The sequence below is a fragment of the Desulfovibrio mangrovi genome (genome assembly GCF_026230175.1).
GTDB lineage: Bacteria > Desulfobacterota > Desulfovibrionia > Desulfovibrionales > Desulfovibrionaceae > Halodesulfovibrio > Halodesulfovibrio mangrovi.
Map to the genome: position 1 here is coordinate 3024817 of NZ_CP104208.1, position 24908 is coordinate 3049724.

Consider the following 24908-nt stretch of genomic DNA (forward strand, 5'->3'; position numbering starts at 1 on the left):
GCGTCCGGTTCTATGGCAGCGGGAAGACGTTGTAGTGTATCGAGCTCAGGTAGCCCGTCACGGCCCAGATGCCGCCCATCAGAATATCTCCGACGATAAGTCCCATGAAGAAGAAGCGTACTTTCCGGTAAAGCGGGGTGCCGCCGTAGTGCAGCACCAGATAGTTGCATAGCCAGCCGATGAGGAAACAGAACCACAGCACGCGCATGCTTTTACTGTAGGCGGCCAGAAAGCCCAGCGGATGCAGCGGCCACCAGTGAAAACGGTAATAGCCCAGCACCAGCAGCAGCATGATGACAGCCCCCAGACCCGCAAAGATGCTGATCCAAAGGTTGGGCCCCACGGGACTGGATATGAGCCGTGCGGCGCTGTCATATACCGAGGCCGTGGACGAAGCCGCCCAGTCTAGCTTGAGGTCGCGTATGCCAACCTTGTGGCAGAGCACCAGCATGGAGGCGAAGGCCGTGCACACGCAGAGCACCAGCAAGATGCCCAGCGCAATGATGAAGCGCCTGCGGTTGTGAATGCCTTCTGCCACCTTGGCACCGTGCACCAGCGTTGGCATGAGTGATTCCTGAATGTCGAGGAACAGCACTTTCTGCATGACAACGCCGGTGACCAGACCGGCTGGCCCCAGAAGACGCGAGCCGAACAGCCCTGTGATGCTGTCCACGGGGCTGGCCGAGAGCATGAACTGCGGCAGGCCGCCCTGTGCAATGAGGCGTGAGGTAACGAGCAGCACTACAAAGAAGGTTGCGGGCAGCAGCACCGATCCTGCCACGGACATGCCGAAGGACAGACACCAGATGCACATTGCGGCCGTCCCGGTCAGAGCCCCCCAGAAGGAGAGACCGGCGGACATGAACTCGCCTGAACGGATGGGGGCAAGGGGGTTGGTCAGTGCGGAACGGGCCACGGAGGCGATATGCGCCCGTGCCAGCCAGAGCATGAAGCAGAAGAAGATGAAATAGGCGCCGATGACCTGCGCTTCCGCAGGGCGGGCAAGGTTGGGACCGAAGGTGATGCCCATGGCGGCTTCCGGTACCTCAAGGCCGAAGACATACAGTACGCCCATGAACAGGGCCCCGAGCAGGTAGAACACCCAGAAGCTGAAGGCGATCTGCCGCGTGGTCAGGAATGCGAAGCCGATGAAGGCGGGAACAATGTAGAGCTTCAGCTTGTGAAAGCCGGAAAAGAGCCCGAATTTGGGGAAGTATTTCCCTGCCAGCATGAGCAGCGGCACTTCCGGTACGGAAGGCAGCTGCTGGTGCAGCCCGTTCAGGCCGTGCAGCATTACGGGAATGGCCACACCCCAGAGCAGGTAGCGGTTGGTGAAAAAGTCGCCCAGTTTGCCGTTGTCGAGCATCTCAGCCATGAGTTGTGGCACTCGCAGCAGGGGGAAGTTGACGCGTTCGTTTTCCACCCACTGCCTGCCGAACAGGTTCACGATACACAGCATGGTGGCATAGGCCAGCAGAATGAAGGCGCTCCACAGGAACAATACCGGCAGCCAAGCGCCCCACGGCACCCGGGTGGCCACCTCGGCCAGCGGCATGCCGCGTCCGTTCGCCACACCGTTGTACAGGGTTTTCACGGCGGCCGGGTCATGCAGGTACCATGCATCCGGCAGATAGGGGGCAAGGGCCTTCACCCAGTTCAGCTCGTCTTTGGCATAGTGCACGGGGGCGGTGATGTTCAGGAAAAAGGTTTCCACAAGCCCTGCGTAGCCTATGCCCGTTCCCACCACCATGAATAGCCAGATGACCAGTTGTTCAAGGCCGTTGATGGCGGGTTTGACCTTGCGCAGGCGCGCATCGATCATGGTGGCGGCAAAAAGGATGAGCGAGAGGGCAAAGGGAGCAAGGGGGAAGTGTCCGCCGCCCAGAGGCGTCCCGGCAAGCCATGCGGTATTGAAGGGGCCTGCGGCGCACAGGCCAAGGGCCAGCACCATGCCCAGCAGCAGAGAGTGGATGCGCAGCCCGTTCATGCGACATCCTCCTTGTGGTCAGGCCCGTCGGCATCGTTGTTCTGTGCCCTGAGCGTATGTTCATGCAGACCATCGGCTGCTGGCACATCGGTCATGACCGAGGCGTTTACGGCATCGCCGATGATCGTCGCCAGCTCGGCTTCATACAGTTGCCGTGCCTCGTCATCCAATGAACGCCATACGAGCAGTTGCTTGCGCAGTCCGTCCAGAAAACGTTTGTTGAGGTTGCGCCAGATCATTTTTTCACCGGCTTCGCGGGTGAGGATGACTTGTATCTGCTTGAATCCCGCATAGGTATCCGAGGGGCAGAAGACCAGTTTGACGGTCTGGCGTACGCCGAAGTCGAAGGGAGCCAGCCACGCCTTCAGGTCCATGAGGAAGCAGACGTCTTCATGAATGAGTTCCTGACCGGATTTGGCGTGAATGCCGTGACCGGGGAGGTCTTCGGGCGGAATGAATGTGCAGGCAAGATTTTCAGTGGAAAAGTCGCCGTGCGAGATGTCCGCGTGGGCGTTGTAGTAATCCATGAGGTAGCCGCCCGCGCAGGCCTGCTCGGCTGTCTTGATGAGGAAGGGCAGGGCCAGAATGATCTTGTCCCCTTCCGGTTCGGGCAGCTTCCATGATCGGGAGACATCCGGAATGGCGATGCGCGATGCGATCTTGGAGGGATAGATGACCGAGATGAGCACCACGGAGATGACGATGAGCATGGCTGCAACACCGGCCGTGGAGGAGTAGTTGGCGGTCATGCCTTCCCAGAGCGGGGTGCCCGCGAAGAGGGCGGCAGCTCCCTGCGCCACAAGGTAGCCGAACACCACGCTGATGACCGCAAAGGCCAGCGCTTCCGCCACGAAGAGGAAGGAGACGTGCGAAGGCGCAAGGCCGATGGAGGTGTATACACCGATTTCGCCCCTGCGTTCATGCACGGAACCGATCATGGTGTTCAACACGATGAGTACGGAAATGGCCAGCGGGATGAGAATGTTGGATATACCCGCATAGCTTGTGGCGTTGCTGGCAAAAAACAGGGCCGTGCCGCGTCCGTCGCCGCGGAAGAGCATGGTGCCCAGCCGGTCGCCCAGTTCCCCGGCAACATGCATCATGCCGCTTGTCATGTCGGGTGTGCCTGCCATGCTTTCTGCCCCGTTTTCCACCATGGGGGATGGTGTTCTGCCGTTGACCGGCGCATGCATTCTCGGGGTGTGCAAGGTGTGCGAAGGATGACCGGCCATGGGACCATGGGGCACGATCCCGCCTTCACCGAGACGGAAGGCCACGCTCTTCAGCGAGCCGCCCGCGGCCAGCAGGGAGGGGGCGGGAACGATGATGGTGTCCTTACTGTTCACATGGACATACCGTGAGTCGTAGCGGAGGATGTCCTCCCCTTCGGCAATGGCTTCGGCCTCCACCTCGCTGAGGCGGGATGCGGATTCGTTGGGGTAGAAAATGGGGGTGATCATCTCGCCGTCGAGATCCGGATGCTCTTCAAGGGCCGCATCGCGGATGATGCCGCGCACGGTGAACTGCTGGCCCCATATGGTCACCGCAGGGGGGGCAGCATCGGGAGATTCCGGCATGCGCACGTCCAGTCTGGCGGCAATGGTTTCCGGAAGGATCACCGCAAAACGGTCTTCGGGGCGCAGCCATTCTCCGGCCATAAGGCCTTGCGGTATGCGCGTTATTGTTCCTTCATGCGGAGGCAGGCCTATCATGGCACGGGCCACGGTGTCCTTGCCGCCGCTATGCAGGGGAATGACCGGTGGGCTGGTCTGTTCGCTGGTTTCATACCAGACCCTCGGGGCGGCCTGTTCAGGGGAGCCGAGCATGTCTTCCATGACCTGCATGGTTTCCGGCGGTAGGGTGGCCCAGCGCAGCTTCTTGATCATGAGGCCGTGGTAGGAGGCGTCGTTCCTGAAGGAAACCCAGCCTTCCTTCCGGATGCTTTTGGCTGCAGTGAAGTTCATGATCGTGAAGGTGAGAATAACCAGCGTGGCGATGGTCAGGGCTGTCCGCACGGGGCGTCTGCGCAGGTTGGAAACGCCGATGACCATGGCCGCCGCAAAGGCCGCCCACTTGCTAATTTCTGAGGATTTCAGATGCAGTGAGCGACGTTGCAGTTCCACCATTTCCCGTTCGAAGCGGAAGAAGATGATCAGCGACACAAGGGTGGAAAGGCCCATGATGAAGAAGGCCAGAATGACCACGCCGGGGCTGTAGGTCAGTTGAAATGCGGGATGCACGGCGTAGATGACGCCAATGGTCGCCAGCAGTACGCCGCAGAAGCCGATGATACGCCGGTGTATGGTCACTGCGCCGATGAGCAGGCGTTCAAGGCAGTAGGCAAAAGGCACGAAGAGGGCAATGTAGAAGAGCACGCCCGTCAGTACGTCGCGCTGGGTGGTATCCACATCGTTGTAAACCAGTGAGGCATAGGCGAGTGCGGAACGGGAGGCTTCGAACATGTCGTCCCAGCGCTTGTCCCGCAGCGCTTCGTCGGCCTTGCGCATGGCTGCTTCGCCCTTGCTGTGCAGGGAGCGGATGCGGTCGTTGATGATGCCGTGTTCCTCAAGGTTGCCGATGCGCGGGGTAAGCAGGTTCCACATGTCCGTGGCGGCGCGGAACTCCGTAAGCGGCACGGTGGGCCATTTGCTGACGGGAAAGCCTTTGCCCATGGGGGACGTGGTGCTGGTGTTCAGCAGAAGCATCTTCTTGCCCAGCACCGTATCGGAGAGGGTGAGCTTGAAGGGTACGTCCGGTTCCAGAAACAGCGTTGCCAGCGTTGAGGAACGGGTATCCATGCGGCTGTACCAGTAGCGAAGCGGCTGGGACTCCGAACGGGCATCTATGATTTCGGAGCGGTACAGGTAGTCCAGCGTTCGCGGTTCCAGCATGTTGAACAGCGTTGTCTGGGTGCAGCCGAACAGCACTAGGTCGGTCTTAGTGATCCGGCGGCCGAGTTTGACGCGGTAGTTGTCCTTGCCGACCTTGGGCTTGTCCACGGCCCAGACGGCAAGCCCCGTGTCCTGATCGAAGCGGAAGGCCTCGATGATGGCTTTATGCACGGTGAAGTTGCGGTTTGCGAGGCCGACAGTCCTGAACGTGCCTGCCGTGTCGACCATGCTGTAAAACGGCTGTTTGCCGAGGAAGGTGAGAACGACCGTGCCCTGTGCAGGCTGATCGGGAAACAGTTCGCCCTGACGCTGCAGGTTGGCCCTGCCCTCCAGAATGGCGAAGCCGGATTGCGGGGCATTGGCGGGCGGAAGGGGCACGGTATCCAGATGGCGTATCATGGCGACGACGCTTTCCGCCTGTCTGCGTGCGTAGGCGAAATTGACACGGGCGGGAATGTCGTTGGGGGTACCCCAGTCTGCGCGCAGGTCGTTCAGGGTGGCCAGACTCGCCATGGGCAACCCTGCAAGAGCCAGCGGTTCGCTGGCAAGGGCCGGTTTATCCGGCAGATAGGATTGCCACGGATGATTTCTGTCGGGACGCAGCGTTGCCTGCCACAGGCTGCCGTTTTTGCCGAGTTGCTTAGCGCCTGCGGCGATGGCGTCGCCTATGGGCGCAAAGAAGCGGGTGCGGTTCACGCTGTCGTTCAGGTCATAGAGCCAGCCGCGTTCAAAGGCTCCGATGCCGTCGCCATGGCTGGAAAGATGCAGGCTGAATCCCGCACGCATGGTCATGCCATCCAGCGTCTGCCGCAGGGTGATGTTTGATTCCGCCACACCAAGCTGCTGGATGGCGTCTTCAAGAATGGCGGCCTGCGTCCGGCGGGTCTGCCCCAGCATGGGCTGCAGAGTTGCCCGCTCCGTGGCGTCCATGGTTGACGGATTGTGTTGCGGTGTCGCCACCCAGACAAGGTTTCTGAGTGTGAGGCGCCGTTTGCTAAGCTCGGCTATACGGGCACTGTCACGCTCAGACTGGGCGGCAAGGCGCAGGCGCATGAGTTCTGTGGTTAGTTGGTCCATGACCGTTTTGACTGTGGCATGGAGGGCGGTGCGCAGGCGTTCGGCATCACCCGAGTTCACGGCTTCCTGCGACTCGCTGACGGCGAGAGGATCAGGCAGATCCAGCACGGCAAGAGTGCGTTGGGCATCATCCCTGCGCTCGATGAACCGCTGCTGCAATTGTTTGAATTCCTTGTCGCTGCCCGTCAGGGTCCACGTCAGGGCCCGGGAACCGGCAACGGACTGCGCATGGCCGGAAGAGGCCAGCAGCAGGACGGAGCGCTTGGGCGGTGTGGCCGCAAGGGACTGTGCCAGATGCAGCAGGCTGGCTACGGAGACGGCCTCGTCCGCGCCGGGAGAACGGCCCGGTACAAAGGCCGTTGAGTCGTAGAAGGCCTGCACCAGCATGTATTCACCATACGAGGTGGGGTCCGTGCCCGGAATGAAGGCCCAGACGTTCTGCGCCGTGGTGTTGGTCCAGGTGGTCCGGGAATGCAGTTCCACCAGCGGCCTGCGATCGTTGAGAATTTCCAGCGGCCCGAAGATCTCTTCGGCCTGCGCGACCGACATCCAGAATCGCGGAAAGGCGATGGGAGTCTGCTCGGACTTGTTGTTGAAAAGATAGCGTTGCGGAGCATCGTTCTCATTGCTGCCGTCAATGAAGATGACGGCTCCGGCCCCCAGCATGGCCGCGTTTATCCAGTTCTTTCCGGAAGCAAGATCCATGAGGACCACGGCTCCGGCCACGTCCATGCCGTTGAATTCTCGCAAGGCGCCGCTACCGGCATAGAGAGCCCTGCCGGTGAGTCCCTCCGGTCTGATGGTGCCTGTGGCAAGGGCATTCATGCGCAGCGGGTGCAGGGCATGCGGAACGGCCAGTGGTTCTTCCGGAAGGAGTATGCTGCTGCCTTCGTGCAACTGCACGGGAACGGTGAAGCTCTGGCGGCCTGTCTGCACCTTCTCATGATGCGCCATGCCACCGGAAAAAGCCGTTTCGAGGGCCCGCTCGATAAGCTCCGCGGCAAGCTCCGCGCCTGCCGTACCGGTGGACCGGTCTTCCAGAAAGGCCAGTGCCCGCACGGTCTGCTCCACATCAAGCCGCTCCACAGCCTGCGCAGGCGCTGCGCAGAGGCTGCCCAGACACATCAGACAGAGCAGAGCGGTCAGAACCGTTCTGCCAAGCGCGGGGTGCGGGGCATATGTGAAGCGGCCTCTGGTCATGACGGGGTACCGCCTGTGCTGTCCGGAGGTTGCTGTTCCTGTTCCGGCTCCTTTTCGCCGATGGCGCCGATGGAGATATTCAGTTCGTCGCGGTGTTCAATACGGTCCACGCGTCCGTCCTGCACCCAGACCACGCGGTCGGAGACATTGAGCATCTTGTAGTCGTGGGTCGCGGAAATGACGGTTACTCCGCGCTGCTTGCTCAACTGCTTGAGCAGGTAGATCACTTCTTCGCCGGTGCTGAGGTCAAGGTTGCCCGTGGGTTCATCCGCAAGGATGATGGCCGGATCGTTGGCAAGGGCGCGGGCAATGGCCACACGTTGTTGCTGCCCGCCGGAGAGTTCCAGCGGCTTGTGCTGGTGGCGTTTTTCCAGCCCCACGAGCTTGAGCAGTTCCAGCCCCTTCTGGGTGGCGTCCTCGCTGTTCATACCGGCAAAGGTCATGGGCAGGGTCACGTTTTCCAGCGCGGTCATGACCGGAATGATGTTGAAGGTCTGGAAGATGTAGCCGATCTTGCGGTTGCGCAGCCACGCCAGTTCGTAGGCATCCAGCTGCGAGATATCCACTTCGTCGATGAAGACCTTGCCTTCAGTGGGTTTATCCAGTCCGCCGATCATGTTGAAGAGGGTGGACTTGCCGGAACCGGATGGGCCCATGATGGAGATATACTCACCCGCGTAGACCTCAAGGTCTACGCCCTTGAGCGCTTCCACATCGATCTTGCCCATGCGGAAGGTTTTCCGCACGCCTACGACCCGTACTATGGTGCGTCCGTGTTCCATTACTTGCTCTCTTTGCTGTACGTTGTTAACCGGCAGGCGGCAGCCTGCGCCCGCGGAGGCTGACTTCGAAGGATGATTGCGGCGTCATGGCAAACGATCTGTGCTGCGTGTTCAGGGGCTCCCGTGTGAACAGGGCGCACAACGTGTTGGAAACATGGCAAAGGTTGCCGCGCAGTTCCTCGGGACATCCGTCCAGTATGCCCGCATACACGGGCCAGCGCACCCGTTCCGGTGACTCGGCATAATCGTGCCAGACAATGACGGAGCGTTCGTCGCGCAGCAGCTTGAACACATTCCGCGTGTCCTGCCTGACCGCGGCCGAATGGTGATCGCCGTCCACGAAAATGAGGTCGAACTTTCGGTCAAGCGAGGCGAAATCAAAGGTCTGCGTGTCGCAGTCGATGCATTCGATGTTGGGGGTAGCTGCCATTCTGTTTATGAAAAAGCCGTCCTGCCCGATCATGGTCCGGTCAAAACCGGTTTGGTGCATCTGTTCCGGCGAAAGGCTGAGCGATACGGCCGAGCGTGAGACTGAGGCCACGTTGACCAGAGACTCGGCCCGCCATCTGCCGATTTCCAGATAGTCGCAATGCTCGAAGCGCTGTGCCAGCTGTTTGAGCAGGGCCACATCCATGGGGGTGGCCGATGCCTCCAGCATGGCGAAGGGGGTCACGGTTTCCTCGAACTCCGGAAACAGGTCCAGTATATCCACTTGCGGCAGGCCTTTTGCGAGAGCAGGGGAGGCCGCATATCGTTCCGCCACGTAGGTTTCCCAGTAGCGGGCAGCAAACCTGTCCCGATGAATGGCCTTGAGCGCCTTGACCGGCTTGCGCAACAGGTAGCCCAGCGCAGCAAGAAGGCGTTGGTTTTGTGTGTGCATGGCAGGCTCCGTATGGCACTCCGCAGTGGCGGAGATGGAATCGTCAGTTTATGGTATCGTTGGTCGTCACGCCTGTTGGAAGTCCCTAGTGTTCTGCCTTGATGGCGATAATGGGCCGCATGCGCGCGGCCAGAAGCGCCGGATAAAAAACACCGATCAGGCTGAGCGTGACGCCTGCACCAACGGATTGGGCCAGTGACAGAAGCACAGCCTGCCACTGCAGTCCCGCAAAGGCCGTAAACCCGAAACTGAAAGCACCTCCGGCAAGGGCAAAAACGAGTCCCAGCAGGGCGCCTGCAAGAGCGCCCGCAAACCCCATCATGCCTGCCTCCAGCAGAAAAAGGCGTAGAATCATGCCGTCCAGTGCCCCAAGGCATTTGTAGACGCCGATTTCACGGAAGCGCTCTGTCACGGACATGAACTGGGCATTGAGTATGCCCACCGTGCAGACCAGCATGGAAAGAATGACAATCCAGCGTTCCTTGGCCCCGGCGGATACGGTGCCCGCTTCCTCGTTCACCACATAGCCCGCTTTGACCAACTGGCGGACCATGGGGTTCATGCTGGAAATCATGCCGCTTCTGTGCCCCTGCGCATGGGCGGCCTGCGTGTAGATGCCGGTGGCGATATCCAGATTGACGAGCACGTAGGCCAGAAACGAGACCGCAAGCATGAGGCTGCCCACCGTGATGAGCGAGCGGAAGAAGCGCACCTTCAGGCTCTTGAAAGCTATTTCAAGGGATTTGGAGAAGGGCAGCACGATCTGCCGCCGTATTTCGCCGCGCCGTATCTGTGCGTCGCTGTTCATGTTCTGCATGGCATTCGCTTCCTGTTCTGCTGTATGCAGCCCCGGTGCAATGAAGACTCCGGCATTTTTCCGGTATGGGGATATGGGGCAATTATGCCATATCCTCATGCATATGAACAAGGCTAAGGCTGTTGTTTTGTGCGAGCTGAGACAGCAGGGTGTCCAGAAAGGCAACTGCATTGGCGTTCATGCGTTGATGATGGAGCATGATGCCGCAGGAGCCGCTTGCAAGTGCCCGCGTTAGTTCATCAAGAAAGGCTTTCCAACCTTCTGCCGGGGTTTCTTCCCGTCTGGTGTGCAGGTCCACGTTGACGCCGACATCCGTAAATCCTGCGGGCGCAGGGGGGCGGGCTCCGGTGGTTCGGGAAATGCCGCAGTATCCCTGCTCCTTCAGGATATGCAGAGTGTCGGCGTCCACCCTGTTCCACGGCGGGGTAAACAGGGGAACGAGCTCTTCTCCCATGATGGAGGCGAGGCGCTGTCTGCCCCGTATGATGTCCTGTTTCTTGGCGGCGTGGGGGCGGGAGGGGCCGAACTCATATTTGCGGCCCTCCGGCTCGTGGTTGCAGTGCCGCCAGCCGTGCTGGTGCCAGCACCACAAATCCTGTCTGCCGCCGAGTTGTTCTTGCATGGCGGTCCATCGGGACGCCGTCAGCCATACGGGCACGGTGGCAAGTCCCAGCGGAACGCCATGGCGCATGAAGGCATCGGTCATGGCAAAAAAGAGAGCCGAGGGAACGCCTATGTCGTCGGCACGGAAAAACATCGCAGGGGTGCCGTCGCAGGCTTGGATGCCGCTGGCGATGGCTTGCTCCAGCCTGTGGGGCAGATCACCAGGCTGTTGCGTCCAGAGTGCGGAGACATAGGGGCGAGTGGCAATCATGCACGCCCTCCGGCATGCCTCTGCGCATTGCGGGGTTCGGCCGGTGCAAAAAGCTGCTCGATAAACGCGGCTGTGCGTTGTGCCCCGTTCAGGTCAACCTGCACGGGGGCAGGCCTGTCTTTTCTTTGCAAGGCATCACGCATGCGGGCGGCCAGAGTGGACGGGGCAAGGTCTTCCTGCTCCAGTACGCTCAGCGCTCCCCGCGCTGCAAGGCGTTCCGAGCGCATGCGCTGTTCCCTGTTCTGGTCAAAGGGTTGCACCAGTCCGTATGTGCCGGCTGCCAGCAGATTCATGGTGGTGTTGTAGCCTGCCATGCTGACGGAAAGGTCCGCTGCGCACAGGTACTGCATGAAGTTGTCGGTAAATTCGTCCAGCGCTATGTGCGACACGTCTTTTGCCGCCTGTTTCAGCAGGTTCTTCTGGAGCTGGTCCATGAAGGGGCCGGTGAAGACCTGCAGTCTGTGGGGCAGACTGGATGCCAGCTCGCATGAGGCGAGTATGGTTGCCTTGAGCAGGTCGTATCCCACACTGCCGCTTCCTGCGCTGGCCACGATGTAGGGCATGTCGCCGGACAGGTTCTGCGTGTTACGGAAGGCGGCACCATATTCTTTTTCCTTTTCGGGCAGCGGGGTTACATAGCCTGTGTCCAGCACCGGCACGGCGATATCTGCCGTGCGGGCAAAGGTCTCTTCCAGCCGCACCACGTGCGGGTCCGTATGGACAAGCACTCCGTGGAAAAGCGGGTTGAGTATGGAAAGTACCCGGTTTTCGTAGGCCTCCTGATTGTCTTTTTCCACCAGAATGTCCCTGAGGCTGCACAGGCACTTCATGGCCCCGAATTCACCGTTGCGTGCCCGCTCCAACACGGGAAGCAGTTCGAAACCGAACTGTTTGCGGCCGAAAGGAAACAGCTCCACCAGAAAAATATGCGGTCGGACCTGCTCAACAATCGTCAGCAGGCGGTTCGCACGGTTGGTGCGGATGCGGTCCAGTTCCTTTTCCGGATCTATCTCGCCGGGTTCGTAGCCGCCCATGCAGACAAAACGGGAAAAGTCCTTGTCCATCATGAGCGGGGGCAGTTCCTCGTGCCGGACATGGGGGGGCAGGGAAGCCCCGACAGGCATGCCGCCGGTAACGAGCGTGACCTCATGGTCGCGGAGGGCCTTGTCTATCTCCAGACTGCGGAAGAAGTGGCCCATGCCGAGAACATGCTGGCAGTAGTGGAGAATGCGCATTACAGGGCTCCGTTGAGTTCGATGATGGAGAAGCGGCCTTCGGCGCAACGGATGCGATGTAGGCCGTACTTGCCCGGAAGTTGGGGCTGTTCCGGCGATTCCGCCCGCCCTGCCTGTGACTCGGCGAGAAAGGCGGCGATGGCTTTGATGCAGCCAAGGTGCGTGACAACGAGAATGCGCTCATCAGGGTGTTGCGCTGCGCAATCGCGTAACGCATCCATGGTCCGTTGCAGCAGGGCAAGGCGGCTTTCCCCTCCGGTGGGGGTGAAGTGCCAGCCTGCGGCTTCCTGACGCTCCACTTCTCCCCGTTCGTCCGCACGCAGTTGTTTGACGGTACGGCCCACCCAACTGCCCCAGTCCTGTTCGCGCAGACGCGGATCTGCGCTTATGGGCAGCGTGCCGAGGCGGTTGTTTATGATGGCGGCGGTATCCATGGAGCGTTTCAGGTCGCTGCACAGAATGCGGGTCCAGCCGTGCTGCGCAAGCGATGCGGCCCATGCTTCAGCCTGCCTGATGCCGGCTGCCGAGAGGGCCGTGTCTGTCTGGCCCTGTATGCGCTTTTCTGCGTTCCATGTGGTTTGGCCGTGTCGTATCAGGCCGAAATCAGTAACGTACGTCATCGGGTGTTTTCCCGTGTTGCAGGCGAAGAAGTGTTCAGCATGTCGAACATGCGCTTTTCAACCATGCCGTAGTTGGCGTTCAGGTCATGGTGAGCGAGTACATGTTTGCGGGCCGCCTCCCCCATGGTCGTGCGGGTCTGTCTATTGTCTGCCAGCAGGCCGATGGCACGGGCAAAGGCTTCGCCATCGTATGAGGGGGTGATGAAACCGGTTTTTCCGTGTTCCACCATCTGGGGCGCGCCGTCATGGTCCCATGCCACGACGGGCAGGCCGCAGCACTGTGCTTCCAGATAGACCATGCCGAGCCCTTCATTGATGCCGGGAAAGGCAAACAGGTCAGCGGCGCTGTAGGCACCGTACAGGTTCCACCTGTCGACCATGCCGAGGAAAAGGCTGCGGGAGGGCAGAAGCTCCCCGGCCATTGCTTCGAGCCGTTCCCGTTCCGTTCCGTCTCCGGCCACAACGAGCATGATGTCCCTGCCCTGACGGGCGAGTGCTGCGCAGGCGGTAATGACGTGTTCCACACCTTCCGCCTTCACGCCGGGTCTGAGCATGGCGGCGGTCATGACTATCGTTCGGCCTTGCGCCTGCCATTCGGCCCGCAGGGTTTCTCGTTGCTCAGCGTTGAAACTGAACCGCTCGGTCCGTATCCCCGGCGGCACAAAGGTGATGCGGTTCTCCGGCAGCAGGGAGAGCAGGGGCGTCAGATCGCGTTGCTTGTTGGTGAAAACGTGATCGGCCGTTTTCAGCGCATGCACGTTCAGGCAATAGCCGGGGCGGGTGTTCCACGTTTCCCTGCGTCCGGGACTGTGGGCACCGGCAAAGATGACATAGGGAATGCCCATGCGGCGGGCCATGGGGCCGAACAGGTCCGGCGCCCTGTAATAACTGTGGTAGGTGAACCACAGGTCGGGGCGCAGGCCGTTGCCGCTGTCGCACAATCTGCGGACGGCGCTGCGGGCGCGCAGATAGGCGGGCCATCTGGCGGGCTGCTTCCATATCCAGTCCGTTGAGAGGTGCGGCACCGTTGCCGGACTATGGCCATGTCCGGCGAAGTAGTCGAAAAGATCCTGCGCAATGGTCACGTCCCCGGAGGTGCGGGGATGATTCAGCGGTTTGAAGGGAGTGCAGAATGCCATGCGCATGATCGTGTTCCTCGGAGCGGAGAGCCGGAGCCTCAGTTGGCGGAGCGGGGTACGTCGTTGTCGGCGAAAATGTCGCCCAGCCTGCCGATGAGTACGCTGTTGTCAAAGACCTCGTGCACTTTGTCGCGGGCGGCCGGAATGACACGCCGACGCAGTTCCGCGTCCGTCAGTATGCTGCGGATGCCTTCGGCAATGGCCTCAACGTCGCGGCTGGGAACAAGCATGCCGGTCACCCTGTCCTCCACAAGTTCGGGGACGCCGGAAACGTTGGTGGACACGACGGGAACGCCCATGGCCATGGATTCCGCAATAACGTTGGGAATGCCGTCGCGATCACCGTCCTTTGCTTCCATGCAGGCCAGCACGAAAGCCTGGGCCGTGCGGAAATATTCCAGTACCTGGTCATGCGCAATTGTGCCGGTGAACTCCACCTCATTGTCCAGTCCCAGCTTGTCGACCAGCTGTTTGAGCTGTTTGCGGTCTGCGCCGTCGCCTATGAGGGCGTAGCGGAAATCCAGCCCCTCCTTTTTCAGCAGTGCGAGGGCGTGCAGAATGTCCGGCAACCCCTTTTTTTCCACAAAGCGGGCCACCGTCATGATGCGGTAGGGCGGCTCGGCGGGCTGTTGTTCCCGCAGGGCGGCTGCGCCATTGAAAAGCGAAAGGTCAATGCCGTGGTAGATTTTATGAATATGTTCCGGACGTTCGGTCAGGGTGTCGAGAAATAGCTTGTTGTATCCCGTGCAGGTCACTGCGAAGCGGGCAAGTGCCAGTTTTTCGCGGATGCGTTCGGGTGCCTGTGTGTAGATGTCCTTGGCGTGGGCTGTAAAACTGAACGGAATGTCCAGAAATAGTGCGCCATACAGTGCGACCGTGGTTGGCGTGTGGGCAAAGTGGGCATGCAGGTGCGCCACCTCCAGTCCTTGCGCCTTGTTGGCCAGAAAACAACCTTGCATGAAATGTTTTAGCCACGTGTGCTTTTTGGGCGCTCCGGCGAAGCGCGAGCCCAGCATGCGCAGTCCCCTGGTGAAGCGTCTGGGGTGCGAGCAGGCGTAGGCCAGAGTGTTCCAGACAAGCGCGGGCAGTCCCCAGAGCATGGATTCCGGAAGATAGGTGACCCTGGCCTGTATGTCCCTGACGGATTCATGGGTGAAATTCTCGCGCGGCTTGCGCATGGAGAAAATGTGCACGGCAAAACCGTTTTTCTCCAAGCCTCGTATCTCATTGGATATGAACGTCTCGGAGATGCGGGGGTAGCCTTTGAGCACCATACCGAGACGTTTGGTCTGTTCGGGCATTCGTTATTCCTTGCGAAACGCTGAGAGTCGGGAGCGCATGACGTCGAGTCCGGTCATGGGGAAGTCCTTGATGGCCTCGGAATAGGATTGGGGAGCCTCAAGCAGGGCATCGATTTTTCTTCTGAGCGCTGCAGGTTCCAGCATATCCCACTTGAGATAATCGGCCAGTCCGGCTTTCTTGAGCACTTTGGCGCGGATGAGCTGCTCCTGTCTTGGGCTTTCCCGTGGTATGATGAGCGAAACCTTCTTGAGGGACAGGATCTCGCACACCGTGTTGTAGCCGCCCATGCTGACGATGACGTCTGCCGTGGCGATGATCTTTTCCATGCGTTTCTGGAAGGTGGAAAAGGCCACGCCGCATTTGCGTGCCCGCGCAGCGAGTTCGTCCTGCTGGGCCGAAGGAGCGAAGGGGCCGGAAATCAGGAGCGAGCGGAACGGTACGGAGCCGTTCTCTTCAATCATCCGCAGATAGCAGTCCAGCATCTGGTAGCCGTCGCCGCCGCCTCCGGCGGTTACGACCACAAGCTTGGCGGTGTCCGGCTTGCCGTTGCCTCCAAGCTGCTTCACGTTGAACTTGCCGGTGGGAATGCTGCGGGGAATGTAGCCGGTGAAGATGCATTTTTCGGCGATATTGTCCGGAAATCCGTATTCCTTGATGGGGTCGTAGAAGGACTGGTTGCCGTATATCCAGACTTCGGAATACAGCTCATCCAGCACGTTGAAGTAGTTTTTTTGAACCCATTCCTCGTTGGTGGATTTCGCATCATCCAGAATATCCCTGAGGCCCAGAATGACCTTGGTCCTTGGGCGGGATGTGCGGAACCATTCCAGTATGGGGCGCACCTCTCCCTTCAGGCCCACAGGCACCTTATCCACAATGAACATGCTGGGGTCGAAGGCTTTGGCAGTGGCGGTGATGATTTCCTGCCGGATGTCCAACGCGTGCTGGGGGTTAACCTTGATGGAATGTGGCGTGTAAATCGTGTTGGACTGCTTGATCATGCCGGGAATCCGCACGAAATCTATGCCCGTGGGGAAGGCGAACCGGCCTACAATGGGGGAACCCGTCAGGATGAGTATGTTGACGTCCGTATCCAGCAGATGGCGGGCTATGGCCATGGTTCTGCGGATGTGACCCAGTCCGTATGTGTCGTGCGAGTACATCAGGATATTGAAAGTGTCTGGCATGGGGGAATCCTCTGGGTATCATGGCCGCAATGCAGACGTTTGCGAGCAGAAGGTGGGGGCCACGAAATAATACTGCTTACGTGTTCTGTAACACAGTCTGATAGAAAAAACATAACGAATATCGTTATAATGTAGGGGCTTTGAGTGAATGCGTTACTGCAAGCAAAACAGGATGCGGCAGGTGGATGCATTGGCAACAGACGTGCTGTGAATCTGCTTCAGCCAGCTGTCTTGTCCGGCGCGACAATGTCGCAGTATTCGAGAGCATCGGCTGTGCAGGTTGCCGATGACAGACAGTCCGTGTTGCGGCCATAGAGGGCGATGTGCGGATGTTGCGCGCGGGCTTTGGCGAAAAGCTCTCTGGCGCGTTCTGTATCTCCCGCGATTGCGGCGAGTACCCCGAGATTGTTCAGCGCCGCAGAATGTGTGGGATCATGATCTGTGGCATGTGAGAAAGCTTGGCGTGCGGCATTCAGGTTGCCGGTCACGACATTGCGCATTCCTTCGACAAACTGTTCCTGCGCTTCAGTCATCTGTACGTAATGCACACCCTGACAGGGACACCGGTCCACCTTGCAGGGTGTCAGCCCTTTTTCGAGCTGCACATTTCCGCCTACCGAGCCCATGTCCGTCCGGTCTCCAGGGCAGCGGAAAACAGTGCCGTCCGGCTCGAGGCGCAGAAAGGTGTAGCCCCCGTGGCACGGCACTCCCCTGAAATTGAAGACCATTTTGGTTCCGGCCTCCGTGTATTCCGAGAAGATGGCCTTGGCTTCGTCATTGTAGGCTTCGGGATATTTGCGCCCGTCTATGCGTCCCTTGAAAGGGCGCGGCACGATGGTCACGCCTTGCGCGGCGAGGAATTCCCTGTCTTCAAGGAATTGCTTTGTCAGTGACGGGTGCACCACGTAATTGACGATGATGGGGAAGCCCCTCTCCTTCAGGGTGTGATAGTTGCGTATGAAGGCGTCTACGCCTTTGCGTTTGCGGCGCTCTTCAATGTGCAGCGAGGCGTAGATGTCATGCACCCGTTTGGGGTCAATGGTCTGCGCAAATTCTGCGATTCTGGAGCTGACGCTCAGATTGGTGTCCACACCGATGATGTGACGTTCTGTTAATCTTGCGCAGATATTGACGAAGTCAGGGTAGATGAACGGTTCGCCTCCGGTCAGTCCCACCAGCCACTCCCCGCCTTGGGCGTCCATGAAATTCAGCAGCTTCTCGATGGGGAGCGTTTCTGTGACCGGGGAATTGTCATGGGGGAAATAGCAATAGTGGCAACTGAAGTTGCACTTTCTGGTCATGTTCCAGATGATGTGGCGTGTGGGCGCTGTCATATGCATTCCTGATGATGGAGAGGTGTCATTTCGGAAAGCGGCGTGAACAAATTCCGGACGAATGACCAGAGTATCACAGGCTGCGTAACAACGGCAATGCTCTTGATAATTGCTGACTCGGTTAAGGAAAGATTACATAAACTTGAGGAGTACGAGAGTGATGTCGTCCAGTTGTTGCGCCTTGCCGCGAAAGTGCGAGAGTGCGTTGGTGACGGCGTCTGCGATCTCCTGCGCGGGGTCTCCGGCATGCTTCCGTATGATGGCTTTGACCCGCTCCTTACCGAAAAGCGCCCCATGATCGTTCATGGTTTCCCATATTCCGTCGGTGCCGATGAAGATGATGTCACCCGTCAGAAAAGTCCGGCAGCACTGTTCTTCATACTCCGTATCTTCCAGAACGCCCAAGGGCAGGCCTGCTGAGTGCAAGTCCGAGATTTCGCCTGACTCCGCATTGTAGACGAGCGCAGGGTCGTGCCCTGCGGATGCCCAGTGTATTTCCTTGCTCACTTCATCGAGCTGCAGGGCATACAGCGTGACAAAGCGCCCCGTGCCATAGTTGTCCTTGGCCAGCAGCCTGTTCGCTCCTGTCAGGAGGGAGGCTGGCGTTGCCGCTGCTTCCGCCTGCATTCTCAAATAGGCCCGGGCTGAAGCCATGAGCAGGGCGGCTCCGATGCCATGCCCTGTGACGTCGCCTACCACGATGCTGATCTGGCTGGGGCGTTGGGCTCCTCCCTTCAGAAAATCGAAGAAGTCTCCGCCGGTTTCATCGCTGAACAGGCTCTGAAAGGCGATGTCCACATCGGCTATCTCTGGCTTTGCCACAGGGATGAGAGTCTGTTGTATCTGCTGGGCAATCTGCATGCCTTCCATGAGTCTGAGTCTGTCACGCAGGGCATCAATCATGAGGTTGGTATGGCCGGCAATGAAGCCGAATTCGTCCCGCGTGGAAACGGGAACATATCTGTTCATATCGCCGTCGCTTACGTGCTTCAGCACGGAAGTCTGGGTTTTGAAGAGCAGCCGCAAGTTGCGGGCGTAAGAATAGATGAGGTTTATGACATAGAGGAGCAGCACGCCCATGACGAACGAAATCTCCATGAAGATGCTGCGTTTGAGCGTGCCGATGTTGGCGGCGGTGGCCCCTGCGGTGTTCAGCCAGTATATGTCGCGGTAAATGATCAGGATGACGATGGCGCTTACAGTCAGGGTGACAAGTGAGGCGAGCATGAAGAATTTGTGCGTAAGCGGGGAGAACCGTTGCGGGGGTGTCAGGAGGGCATCGCCTGAATGCAGGGCGGCAATGATGCCCGCATGTTCCGTCTCCAGCGCAAGATCCAAGGCGGTGAACAGGCCGAGCGTGATGGCGCCCAGCACCAGCTTCAGGCCGCTTTGTGCAAAGGGAAAACCAAAGGCGATGTAGTTGTAGAGGGCCATGACTATTCCGGCCGCAACGAACAGTCCGAAATCGAGCCGGACCTGTCTGCGGGAACGGTCCATGGGGAGCGATGAGGCAAGGATGTGCGAAAAGATGGCGGCACGGATGCCGTAGGCTGCGGCCAGCGGTATGGCTATGATGACGGCAAGCTGCCAGACTGGCAGCGAATCCATGAGCGGTCAGACTCTTCCGCCGTAAACCGAGAGTACCGCAGCGGCAATGAAATAAAGCAGTATGGCACGCATGGAAAGGCCTCGTTTCAGGTGAAAGTACTGCAATAGTGTACATTCCCAGTAACAGGTATTATACCAGTATAGCCATCAACTCAAAAGAAACAGGGTGAGATTATCATGAAGTTGTTCCCCCTTGTTGCGCATGCGGTTCCATATAGGAGCCTGTTCATTGCTGTTGCGGCTATTTTGGTGCTGCTTGGCGGTACTGTTGCGGCCGAAGCCGGACTTCCCAAAACATTGGCGAATATTACGTTGGGCGATCCTGTCACGAAATATGAGCCCATGATCATCGCGGGTTCCAAGGCACAGAACCGGGATATACAGTTCCTGAACGAAATGGATCTTGAACCTGCCGTCATTCCCGGAGTGCGGGGGGTGAGCATTGCCACGGGTAACAGCAGTCCCGAAGAGCGTGTGATCGTGGTGAAGTTGAAGTTCATAGACAGGAGTAAGGCTCTGTTTGATGCTCTGGAAGAGGAGTATCGCAACGCCTTTGGCGAGCCGCAGACGTGGCTTGGCGATGCTTTTCATAACGTCATTGCGTGGCAGTGGACGTTGACTGAAGGGGATGAAGAGGTTGAAATTGTTCTGACCTATAGTAAGGATCCTGAATTGCGTCCGGGGGTTTCCGTCAAATTCGTGCTGCGCTCAGAGTGGAAGAGGGAACTTGATCGATATGCAAAGAAAAGCCAGACGCATGTGAAAGTGCCGTACATGAAGGGAAGATATACCAGGGAAAATCTGGCCCCCTTCGTTCCCCGCTGAAGATCTTCGCAGACATTTCTCGCTCTTGTAACTTTTGAACCGCTTAAACGACCAGCCAGGTGAACCTGATTGCCCATGAAAAACGGCTTTCCCGACACTGAACAGCTGCCCACCATGCACGAGGCTCTCTCGTGCATCCCCGTCCGCAATAGCGTTGTGGAGGAGTCTGTTGATGACAACGGACTGGTTCTGTTGCGCTACCCGCTCGCCTACAAGCCGTGGTTCGGCAAGCTGGCTGGCTTGTTCGGGTCATCACCGCAGGCTTTGGAAAAGCGTCTGCAGCTGGATGAACTGGGGAGCTTCTGCTGGCGGCTTATGAACGATACCCGTTCTGTCAGGGAGATAATAGCCTGTTTCAGGGAGCATTATTCCCTGCAGGAAAGCGAGGCGCGTGATTCCGTCAGCGCCTTTGTCCGCGAATTGGGACGGCGGGGGATCATTATTGTTACGGCTCCGGAGGATGTTCGTTGATGTTGAGCTATGATGCTTCGAATACCTTTGATTATGAGCTGCTTGCCCGGCAGCTCGGCCCGGATTTCCGTGAACGCGATGTTGTGATCGGAGCCTATTTTTCCGGCAGGGAGCATCCCCAGCATAAGGTGCGTGTGCAGGTGGAATCGTTCGACTATGTCGCCGGATGGCTGATGAGTGCGGCCCGTCTCGGGTTGCATGTCCTGCTGCTGCACGACGGGCTGAGCGACAAGTTCATGCAGCGCTGCCATTTCTTTTTTGATGAACAGCGTCGAGGCAAGGGGAGCCTGCTGTTTGTCCGTTGTTCTCTGGGGCCTTTCACCGTTGCGGATGAACGTTTTCTGGTGGCCTGCGCTCTGCTGGAGCGCTTTCCCTGCCGCAGCGTGTTTATTGTGGATGTGTCTGATGCCTGGTTCGGCATGAACCCTGCCAAGCTGTTGCGGAAGAGATGCCTCTGGCAATATCTGGATACTTCCCGATTGCTGGCTGTCCGTAGCCTTTCGGACCTGCTGGCGTGGATTCGGACGCAGAAGCGTCACTGGGAACAGCGCAAGGAATACAATTTGTTCATGGGCGGGGAAGTCCGCAACATCGGGGAGAATCCGTGGATGCTTAAACACATCCGCAAGGTCTATGGCGCTCCCTTGCCCGAGCTTGGCGACAAGCCTTTGCTCAACTGCGGCATTGTGGGCGGGACGTGCGACACTGTGCTTGCCCTGCTGCAGGCCGTGCGGCGGGAAATGCTGGCCAACGGGGTGCTGGATACATTGAACGACATGGCCGTGTTTAACCGCTGCGTGTATGCTGATCCGCAACTTATTCCCTACACTAACGGCGTGCTCAACAGTCCGTGGAAAACGTGGGCCAAGTCCGGCAGGCACGTTGTCTTTCATAAGTAGCTGAGTCGCTAGATAAATGTAAAAGGGGACGCGCGCTGTTGGGTGTGCGTCCCTTGGTTTTGTTGTATGGGTGTGAGTGCGGTGTTGCAATGAGAATCGGAGCTGAAGACCCCCTGCCGGCAAAAGTCGCCCCTTTTCCGTACGCATATCTTATTGGAATGCCGGGACAGGTATTTCCATGGGGCTGCATGGCACTGAAGAGAGCGTCGGTTCAATCCCGTTCAGTTCCATAGAGGTGGTCTCGGCTCTTCGGACCATCTGGTGGTGAAACCAAAGTGGACGGTTGCGCAAATCACGCCGTCCGGTGGGTTCAAGCTGCCGAAGGGAGCCCACCGGACTGTGCTTAAGGCGTTGGAGACAGCTCGGACTAAAGAACAGGAAATGGCCCTGAAGAAACTGGAAGAACGAAGTCTGGTCACAGTTACGGCATTCCGGGTCAAGGAACTGTTGGCCCATTGAGAAGTCCACATCAAACCTCTAAGAACCAAAAAAGAATGGCTATGCGATTCTTTTTGTTTGTGTCAGCCCTCCCGTATCCGCGTGAGTGTAGCTCTTGGCGCAAGCGGGACAGGCTAGTGAATCCCCAAGCTTTTCACCGCATTCGCACACCCAGCCTCGTACTCTGGCTGGATTTCCAAAAACCAGTGCATAAGCTGGAATATCTTTCGTAACAACAGAGCCTGCACCGACCATGGCATATGCACCGATGGTAACACCGCAAACGATGGTGCAATTTGCGCCAAGCGATGCTCCTTCGCAGACCCGGGTGTTACGGGCTTCGTCCATACGGTAAACGTGTGCTCTAGGATTAAAAACGTTGGTGAATACCATTGATGGTCCACAAAAAACGTTGTCTTCCAATGTAACACCTTTGTAGATGCTAACATTGTTTTGTATCTTGCAGCCATTGCCAACCGTTACATCCGGGCCGAGGACAACGTTTTGACCAATGTTGCATTTTTTTCCGATGGAGGTTCCGGAAAGAACATGGCTGAAATGCCAAATCTTTGTGCCTTCACCGATGCTGGTACCTTCATCGACGTAAGAAGACTCATGTACAAAGTAGTTTTGTTCGAGGTCACTCATATTGCACCTAGTATTCGAGGGGCAGCGAAACGGTACGGCCGTCTCTGGCAGAAAGGTACGCTGCAATAAGTACTTCAAGAGACTTCAGGCCTTCCCTGCCGTCTGTTTCCGGTTCAGCATCGCCACGGAAAACATCAACTACATTTTTGTAGTATAGAGGATGTCCGAAACCATACACAGAGGTGGTTTCGTAACTCGCTGACTGCACATTGTCGTCGTAGGGCTGCTTGTCAGCAAAATCCCAAGTGAGTATCTCATTGGCAGCAACCCCGCCTACACGCACGGTGCCCTTCTCGCCGATAATGGTAATGGATCCTTCATAGTTTTTGGGGTACGTACACATGGTGACCGCCATCGAGCCCAGTGCACCGTTCCGCCAGCGTACGTTCATGACACCGGTATCTTCCACTTCTATATTGCGGTTGGTGGAGGTCATAGCTTGGATATCTGCTACGGGACCGATCAGCCATTCAATCAGGTCTACGTAATGGCTCGCCTGGTTCATAAAAGCCCCGCCGTCCAGTTCCCATGTCCCACGCCACTTCGCTTGGTCATAGTAGGCTTGAGGACGAGTCCAGAAAACGTTCAGGTGTACCATGTGCAGCCGTCCGAAACGGTTTTCATCCATAGCGCGTTTTAATAACTGCAGCGTTGCGTTCCTTCGGTTCTGTTTTACCACGAAGAGGCGAACCCGAGCTTCGTCGCAAGCTTTGACCATGCGTACTCCATCTGCCCAGCGGGTTGCCATAGGCTTTTCCGTAATAACACTAATCCCTGCGCTGGCAGCTTCCACGGCTTGCTGGGGGTGCAGCCCGCTAGGGGTACACAGAGCCACAACGTCAGGCTTCAGCTTCGTCAAAAGGTCAGTATAGGAACGATAGCATGGAACATTATAAGTCTTCTCGACTTGTTCAGCTGCGTCTTTGGAAATATCGCAAGCTCCAATGAGTTCCAGATCGTCAGGAAACTTGCGGATGGATTCAAAATGATTTTTGGAAATGCGTCCGCAGCCGATGACCGCAACTTTTATTTTACGATTCTTGATAATTGGTAACATGTTCATTCCTTCAATTTTGCTAATCCGCAGAATGGCGTAAATTACAAGTGTGCAGAGCTTAAATCTCTATAGAGGTCAACGTGTCCGCAATGAACGCAACGCTATCCTCTGAAAGATAGGGATGGAAGGGCACGCTGAATATTTCTTCCGATAACCTTGAAGCAACAGGGAAATCGTCGGGGTGATAGTTGTAAGACTTATAGGCGGTAAGGAATGGGAGCGGAGTCGGGTAGTATATAGCAGTAGGAATACCGCGCTCCTTTAAGGCTTCCAAAACAGACTCTCTGTTGCTAGATAGTAAGGAGTATTGCGCCCAAGCACTTTTTCGGCCAATGGGGACACTCGGAAGAGTCAGATTTGAACAGGCAGCCAGGCGTGATTGATAAAGATCAGCAACCTGCTGCCGTCTTTCAAGTTCATCCTCAAAGACTTCAAGCTTCGCCAGCAAAATAGCCGCTTGAATAGTATCTAAGCGCCCATTCATGCCAATACGGATGTTGTCATACTTGTGCGCTCCTTTGCCGTGAACACGCAAAGACTTCATGACCTCCGCCAGTTCAGGGTCTTCTGTGAATACGGCTCCGCCGTCTCCGTAGCAGCCAAGAGGTTTGGCTGGGAAGAAGCTGGTAGCGGCAGCATCACACCCCATGGCGCACGCCCTGCGTCCATCCCATTCACATCCAAAAGATTGGGCAGCGTCCTGCAGGACATACAATCCTGCACTTTTTGCAACGGGGATAATCTTTTCATAATGGGCTGCTATGCCGAACAAATCTACGGGGATGACCGCTCGAGGCACAAGGCGATGGCTGGTGGATAACTGAGGCAATGGGTGCAATGAGGCGTTTCCCGTCTCAACGGCTGCTATTGCATCTTGTAGCTTGTCGGGATCCATGCAGAAGGTCACGGGATCGACATCCACAAATATTGGCGTAGCGCCAAGCAGGGATACAACCTCTGCAGTAGCAAAGAAGGTAAAGTTGGGTACAAATACTGCGTCACCGGGGCCGATTCCCCATGCCATGAGTGGAAGCAGAAGCGCGTCCGTTCCAGAAGCACAGCTGAGGGCATGGGAAGCTCCGCAAAAAGAGGCCAATTCCTTCTCCAGTTGGTTTACTTCAGGCCCCATTATATATTTACCATGCTTAAGCACGGCATCAATTCGGTTACGAACTTCTTGTTCGATGCGTTCAAATTGAGCATTTAAATCAACAAATTGCATAATGATTCCCTTGAAGAGACAGGTTGTTCAACCAGAAAAGCAGCTGCACAGGAAAGCGTAAAAGGGATACCGCCAATCATCCAAATAAACAAGCTTGACGGGCAACGTTGAGGCACAGTAGGCTTCAGCGCTATCATTAATATCAGTAAGCCTGTCTTGCGGGGTGTCCCCTCGCCGCTCGCCATCAGGATAAGGGCTTGGAGTCTCTTTTAGGTCGAATTGCCTGTCTTGTGGTCGTGAGTTTGAGCAATAGATAATTGGGCATCAAGCGGAGTCTGATCACTTCCTCTATGAAAACTCTGTCTGCTTTTGATGACAGGCTCTGGCTTTGCTCCCGTGAGGTCTATTTGGGCTCGCCGTTACCGACCTGTGTTGGGGCGAAAGGTTTGTTGGTGGCCTGAGTGTGCATCTGTGA

General features: G+C 57.6%; 19 protein-coding genes. 3 read left to right on the plus strand and 16 right to left on the minus strand.

All coding sequences use genetic code 11. The annotated features are described in order from the left end of the window. Nucleotides 1-10: 10 nt before the first annotated feature. The 13 genes from N1030_RS13600 to N1030_RS13660 all read right to left on the minus strand — a co-directional run bounded on the left by N1030_RS13600 (nt 11) and on the right by N1030_RS13660 (nt 18933). Entirely contained in the window at nt 11-1987 is a 1977-nt protein-coding gene (locus N1030_RS13600; protein ID WP_265826018.1) for a DUF6785 family protein, read from the minus strand. Next, nucleotides 1984-7155 carry an FtsX-like permease family protein gene (locus tag N1030_RS13605; protein WP_265826019.1) on the minus strand — a complete coding sequence of 1724 codons (5172 nt, stop codon included), beginning with the start codon at nt 7153-7155 and terminating at the stop codon, nt 1984-1986. The genes N1030_RS13600 and N1030_RS13605 overlap by 4 nt, the downstream gene beginning before the upstream one ends. Next, on the minus strand, nt 7152-7937 hold the full coding sequence (locus N1030_RS13610) for an ABC transporter ATP-binding protein (protein ID WP_265826020.1): 786 nt from the start codon (nt 7935-7937) through the stop codon (nt 7152-7154). The genes N1030_RS13605 and N1030_RS13610 overlap by 4 nt, the downstream gene beginning before the upstream one ends. A 25-nt stretch (nt 7938-7962) precedes the next feature. After that, nucleotides 7963-8817, minus strand: coding sequence for a class I SAM-dependent methyltransferase (locus tag N1030_RS13615; RefSeq protein WP_265826021.1), 855 nt, complete (start codon nt 8815-8817; stop codon nt 7963-7965). A gap of 85 nt (nt 8818-8902) precedes the next feature. Beyond that, entirely contained in the window at nt 8903-9634 is a 732-nt protein-coding gene (locus tag N1030_RS13620) for an ABC transporter permease (RefSeq protein ID WP_265826022.1), read from the minus strand. A gap of 82 nt (nt 9635-9716) precedes the next feature. Next, the gene (locus tag N1030_RS13625; RefSeq protein WP_265826023.1) at nt 9717-10508 is read right to left on the minus strand and encodes a polysaccharide deacetylase family protein; all 792 of its coding nucleotides are present in this window, start codon (nt 10506-10508) and stop codon (nt 9717-9719) included. Next, entirely contained in the window at nt 10505-11743 is a 1239-nt protein-coding gene (locus N1030_RS13630; protein ID WP_265826024.1) for a glycosyltransferase family protein, read from the minus strand. Before N1030_RS13630 ends, N1030_RS13625 begins: the two co-directional genes overlap by 4 nt. After that, nucleotides 11743-12363: a histidine phosphatase family protein gene (locus tag N1030_RS13635; protein WP_265826025.1), complete on the minus strand. Its 621-nt coding sequence runs from the start codon at nt 12361-12363 to the stop codon at nt 11743-11745. The genes N1030_RS13630 and N1030_RS13635 overlap by 1 nt, the downstream gene beginning before the upstream one ends. Beyond that, nucleotides 12360-13508 carry a glycosyltransferase family 4 protein gene (locus tag N1030_RS13640; RefSeq protein WP_265826026.1) on the minus strand — a complete coding sequence of 383 codons (1149 nt, stop codon included), beginning with the start codon at nt 13506-13508 and terminating at the stop codon, nt 12360-12362. Before N1030_RS13640 ends, N1030_RS13635 begins: the two co-directional genes overlap by 4 nt. Before the next feature lie 32 nt (nt 13509-13540). Continuing rightward, nucleotides 13541-14803 (minus strand): glycosyltransferase, encoded by a 1263-nt coding sequence (locus tag N1030_RS13645; protein ID WP_265826027.1) that lies wholly within the window; start codon nt 14801-14803, stop codon nt 13541-13543. A gap of 3 nt (nt 14804-14806) precedes the next feature. Beyond that, complete coding sequence (locus N1030_RS13650; protein WP_265826028.1) at nt 14807-15991, minus strand: glycosyltransferase family protein; 1185 nt, start codon at nt 15989-15991, stop codon at nt 14807-14809. A gap of 218 nt (nt 15992-16209) precedes the next feature. Beyond that, nucleotides 16210-17325 (minus strand): radical SAM protein, encoded by a 1116-nt coding sequence (locus N1030_RS13655; RefSeq protein WP_265826029.1) that lies wholly within the window; start codon nt 17323-17325, stop codon nt 16210-16212. A gap of 132 nt (nt 17326-17457) precedes the next feature. Continuing rightward, on the minus strand, nt 17458-18933 hold the full coding sequence (locus N1030_RS13660) for a PP2C family protein-serine/threonine phosphatase (protein ID WP_265826030.1): 1476 nt from the start codon (nt 18931-18933) through the stop codon (nt 17458-17460). A 177-nt stretch (nt 18934-19110) separates the two neighbouring features. Here N1030_RS13660 and N1030_RS13665 point away from each other — a divergent pair, with 177 nt between their 5' ends. The 3 genes from N1030_RS13665 (at nt 19111) to N1030_RS13675 (ending at nt 21128) form a co-directional block, all read left to right on the plus strand. Next, nucleotides 19111-19758 (plus strand): hypothetical protein, encoded by a 648-nt coding sequence (locus N1030_RS13665; protein WP_265826031.1) that lies wholly within the window; start codon nt 19111-19113, stop codon nt 19756-19758. 75 nt (nt 19759-19833) lie between these two features. Continuing rightward, the gene (locus tag N1030_RS13670; RefSeq protein WP_265826032.1) at nt 19834-20229 is read left to right on the plus strand and encodes a PqqD family protein; all 396 of its coding nucleotides are present in this window, start codon (nt 19834-19836) and stop codon (nt 20227-20229) included. Beyond that, nucleotides 20229-21128 (plus strand): hypothetical protein, encoded by a 900-nt coding sequence (locus N1030_RS13675; protein ID WP_265826033.1) that lies wholly within the window; start codon nt 20229-20231, stop codon nt 21126-21128. The genes N1030_RS13670 and N1030_RS13675 overlap by 1 nt, the downstream gene beginning before the upstream one ends. Before the next feature lie 498 nt (nt 21129-21626). Here the strand turns inward: N1030_RS13675 and N1030_RS13685 are convergent, their stop codons facing one another. Genes N1030_RS13685 through N1030_RS13695 form a run of 3 tightly spaced genes read right to left on the minus strand, consistent with a single transcriptional unit; the run spans nt 21627 to nt 24493 of the window. After that, nucleotides 21627-22214 carry an acyltransferase gene (locus tag N1030_RS13685; protein ID WP_265826034.1) on the minus strand — a complete coding sequence of 196 codons (588 nt, stop codon included), beginning with the start codon at nt 22212-22214 and terminating at the stop codon, nt 21627-21629. A 7-nt stretch (nt 22215-22221) separates the two neighbouring features. Beyond that, nucleotides 22222-23271, minus strand: coding sequence for a Gfo/Idh/MocA family protein (locus N1030_RS13690; protein ID WP_276038019.1), 1050 nt, complete (start codon nt 23269-23271; stop codon nt 22222-22224). A gap of 58 nt (nt 23272-23329) precedes the next feature. Then, nucleotides 23330-24493, minus strand: a complete 1164-nt coding sequence (locus N1030_RS13695; protein WP_265826036.1) for a DegT/DnrJ/EryC1/StrS family aminotransferase — start codon at nt 24491-24493, stop codon at nt 23330-23332. Nucleotides 24494-24908 lie beyond the last annotated feature (415 nt).

Bases quoted from the DNA above. Each gene is read 5' to 3' on its own strand.
- N1030_RS13600 (WP_265826018.1), bottom strand. From the start codon at position 1,987: ATGAACGGGCTGCGCATCCACTCTCTGCTGCTGGGCATGGTGCTGGCC.
- N1030_RS13605 (WP_265826019.1), bottom strand. From the start codon at position 7,155: ATGACCAGAGGCCGCTTCACATATGCCCCGCACCCCGCGCTTGGCAGA.
- N1030_RS13610 (WP_265826020.1), bottom strand. From the start codon at position 7,937: ATGGAACACGGACGCACCATAGTACGGGTCGTAGGCGTGCGGAAAACC.
- N1030_RS13615 (WP_265826021.1), bottom strand. From the start codon at position 8,817: ATGCACACACAAAACCAACGCCTTCTTGCTGCGCTGGGCTACCTGTTG.
- N1030_RS13620 (WP_265826022.1), bottom strand. From the start codon at position 9,634: ATGCAGAACATGAACAGCGACGCACAGATACGGCGCGGCGAAATACGG.
- N1030_RS13625 (WP_265826023.1), bottom strand. From the start codon at position 10,508: ATGATTGCCACTCGCCCCTATGTCTCCGCACTCTGGACGCAACAGCCT.
- N1030_RS13630 (WP_265826024.1), bottom strand. From the start codon at position 11,743: ATGCGCATTCTCCACTACTGCCAGCATGTTCTCGGCATGGGCCACTTC.
- N1030_RS13635 (WP_265826025.1), bottom strand. From the start codon at position 12,363: ATGACGTACGTTACTGATTTCGGCCTGATACGACACGGCCAAACCACA.
- N1030_RS13640 (WP_265826026.1), bottom strand. From the start codon at position 13,508: ATGCGCATGGCATTCTGCACTCCCTTCAAACCGCTGAATCATCCCCGC.
- N1030_RS13645 (WP_265826027.1), bottom strand. From the start codon at position 14,803: ATGCCCGAACAGACCAAACGTCTCGGTATGGTGCTCAAAGGCTACCCC.
- N1030_RS13650 (WP_265826028.1), bottom strand. From the start codon at position 15,991: ATGCCAGACACTTTCAATATCCTGATGTACTCGCACGACACATACGGA.
- N1030_RS13655 (WP_265826029.1), bottom strand. From the start codon at position 17,325: ATGACAGCGCCCACACGCCACATCATCTGGAACATGACCAGAAAGTGC.
- N1030_RS13660 (WP_265826030.1), bottom strand. From the start codon at position 18,933: ATGGATTCGCTGCCAGTCTGGCAGCTTGCCGTCATCATAGCCATACCG.
- N1030_RS13665 (WP_265826031.1), top strand. From the start codon at position 19,111: ATGAAGTTGTTCCCCCTTGTTGCGCATGCGGTTCCATATAGGAGCCTG.
- N1030_RS13670 (WP_265826032.1), top strand. From the start codon at position 19,834: ATGAAAAACGGCTTTCCCGACACTGAACAGCTGCCCACCATGCACGAG.
- N1030_RS13675 (WP_265826033.1), top strand. From the start codon at position 20,229: ATGTTGAGCTATGATGCTTCGAATACCTTTGATTATGAGCTGCTTGCC.
- N1030_RS13685 (WP_265826034.1), bottom strand. From the start codon at position 22,214: ATGAGTGACCTCGAACAAAACTACTTTGTACATGAGTCTTCTTACGTC.
- N1030_RS13690 (WP_276038019.1), bottom strand. From the start codon at position 23,271: ATGTTACCAATTATCAAGAATCGTAAAATAAAAGTTGCGGTCATCGGC.
- N1030_RS13695 (WP_265826036.1), bottom strand. From the start codon at position 24,493: ATGCAATTTGTTGATTTAAATGCTCAATTTGAACGCATCGAACAAGAA.